The organism is Bradyrhizobium sp. (genome assembly GCF_049691595.1).
GTDB lineage: Bacteria > Pseudomonadota > Alphaproteobacteria > Rhizobiales > Xanthobacteraceae > Bradyrhizobium.
Genome location: NZ_JBAVNZ010000330.1, coordinates 1 through 2,644, shown reverse-complemented (window position 1 = coordinate 2,644; position 2,644 = coordinate 1). Strand labels below are relative to the sequence as shown.

Sequence of the window (2,644 nt, the reverse complement as noted above, 5' to 3'; positions counted from 1 at the left end):
GCGGTGGAAGAGCAGGGCGCGGCGACGCAGGAGATTTCCCGCAACGTCCAGCAGGCCGCCCAGGGCACCCAGCAGGTCTCCTCCAACATATCAGACGTGCAGCGCGGCGCCGGCGAGACCGGCTCGGCCTCCTCGCAGGTGCTGTCGGCAGCACAGTCGCTGTCCGGCGACTCCAACCGCCTCAAGCTCGAGGTCGGCAAGTTCCTCAACACGGTGAGGGCGGCCTGATCGATCACGCGCCCGTCTGCGCCACTGGCGCGGCGGGCGGCGGCCTTTGTCGGCGGAACAGGATCCGCTGGTACAGCCAGCCGATCGCCACCAGCACGAGGCCCAGGCCCATGAACGACAGCGCGCGGTAGACCCCGCTCAGCGTCGACATGTCGATCAGGAACGCCTTTGCGATCGTCAGCGCGATCACCGCCGCCGAGGCGAGGCGGGCGCGCTGCGAGTTGAAGAGGATGCCGATGCCGAGCAGCACCACGCCGAAGGCCAGCCACGCAATCGAATAGGTATACTGCTCGGCGCCGGCGGTAGGGCCGATGGTCAGGACCGGCCCGTGATAGAGCCGGCGAATTTCCAGCGTGACATAGCCGAGCGCAAGCACGAGCGCGCCGGCCGCGATGGTGTTGGCATAGGCGGCACGACGCCGGCCCGCCACCGCATAGGACAACAGCAGCGCAAGCACGGCCGGCACGGCATAGCCGAGCAGGATGCGGTTGATGAAAACGCCGCCGGTATTGATCGGCCAGATCACCGGATTTTCCAGCAGCAACAGCCCGAACAGGCTCACGAGCCCGGCAAAGGCCGTCAGCAGCACAGCGCCGATATTGTGGACGATGCTGCCGGTGCGGATGCGCAGCCGCTCCAGGCCGATCGCCATGGCGAGCGCCACGGCTACCTGAAGCGCGATTTCCGTGAGGCCGGCGCTGTCCCGGTAAACGTCGCCGTCGTTGACGGCGTGGCGGATCTCCAAAAACGCCAGCAGCACCGTGAACAGGATCGCGGCGGCTTCCACCGTGCGCAACGGCGCGTCGTCGCCGCCTCGGCGCAGCAAGCGGCTTCCCGTCCAGAACGACAATGCCGGAATGCCGTAGCCCCATAACAGCCAGTTGAACACCGGGGTGGTCCCGACGGCATCGCCGACGATGCGCGGCTCGAAGCCGATGCGCAGCACCACGATGCCGGCCAGAATGGCGGCGAGCGAACGCAGGAACGGGATCGGCCGCTGCGTCGAAATCCAGGCGGTCGCCATCGACGTCAGTGCCAGTGCGATGGTCAGCCAGCCTTTTTCCAGCGCAAAGGTCAACGCCAGCGCCAGCGCCGAGAGCGCGCCGGTCGCAAACAGCGCGATCGCGGCCGGCAATCCCGGCCGCTCGTCGCGCTCCGATAACATTTCGGTCGCGGCGGCAAAGGCCGCGGCCAGCACCACCGCGACGATCGCAAACGGGATCGAGCGGTCGAGATGGGCGATGCGCGCGTACAGCGCCACCAAGAGCGCCAGCGGCGTGAACACGGCGGCGGCCGACCATATCACCGGTATGGTCGGGCTGTTCGAACGGCCCTGCGCCCAAAATCCGGCCGCGCCGAATCCGGCGGCGAAGATCGCGGCCGATATCAGATGCAACGACACCGATCCGTCCGTGGCGTTCGGTCCGATGCCCGGCAGCGGCCCGCCCGGCAGCACCAGCATGTCCGGATTGCCGCGGATCGCCCATTCGGCGAACACGATGAAGACAAAGCCGGCGGCAGCTATAATCGCGCCGGTCGCGGCATCGCTGCGCCACGCCACGATCAGGGTGCCGGCCACCAGCAGCGCAAACACGATCATGGCGGCGTCGGCGTGAAAGCTGTTCAGCACGATCAAGGTGGCGCCGAACAGACAGGCCGCGAGCGCGCCTGAGGAGATCGGCTCGATCCGGCCTTCGTCCGCCGGCGGGCCGAACATGAATCCGCACACCACCAGCAAGGCGGCGAGCACGAACCCGGCGATGACATGGAACGCGTGCGGGGCGACCATCGATGGCCCGCATTGCAGGCAGGGGAAGGTCCAGAGCAGCGCGAAGGCGATGGTGGTCACGGCAAGCCAGCGCCACAGCCTGATCCGCGCCAGCCCGAACGCCGCCGCGGTGACGATGGCGAGATAGAGATAGAGCGCCCAAAAATCCGGCTGGTCGGAGGAGACCAGGACAGGCGTGACGAATGCGCCGGCGATGCCGAGACCGGCCAGCATCGGCCCGTGCAGCAGCGCGGCTGCGAGCGTGCCCAGCGCCACCATGCCGAGCAGGATGAAGGCGGTGGCGGGCGCCAGAAAATCGTACAGCGCATAGGCCGCATAGACGGTCGCAAACGCGATCGCCGTTCCGGCGGCGGTGAGAATCGCGGGGATGTTGGCGGCCGGCAGCGCCTCGATCGCGGAGATGCTTTCCTTGCGGCGCGTCCATTCGCCGGCGGCGAGCAGCGCCAGGGCGAACAGGCCGGCCAGCATGATGCGCACGCCGGGGCCGAGCAGGCCCGCCTCGATCGAATAGCGGACCATGAAGAATCCGCCCAGCGCCAGGGTCAATCCGCCGATCCACACCACCCAGCGGGTGCCGATGGTCTCCTCGAAACCGCGACCGGGTGGCGGCAGCGGTGGCGGCATGGC

The 2,644-nt window shown here is 68.2% G+C and carries 1 protein-coding gene and 1 pseudogene; one reads left to right on the top strand and one right to left on the bottom strand.

What is annotated here, in order from left to right:
- A pseudogene (locus WCE35_RS14485) lies at positions 1-228 on the top strand (methyl-accepting chemotaxis protein); the annotation flags it as partial.
- 4 nt (positions 229-232) lie between these two features.
- On the opposite strand, the gene WCE35_RS14480 reads toward WCE35_RS14485, so the two are convergent.
- Positions 233-2,644: DUF2339 domain-containing protein (locus WCE35_RS14480; RefSeq protein WP_424594026.1), on the bottom strand; the 2,412-nt coding region annotated here is incomplete at its 5' end.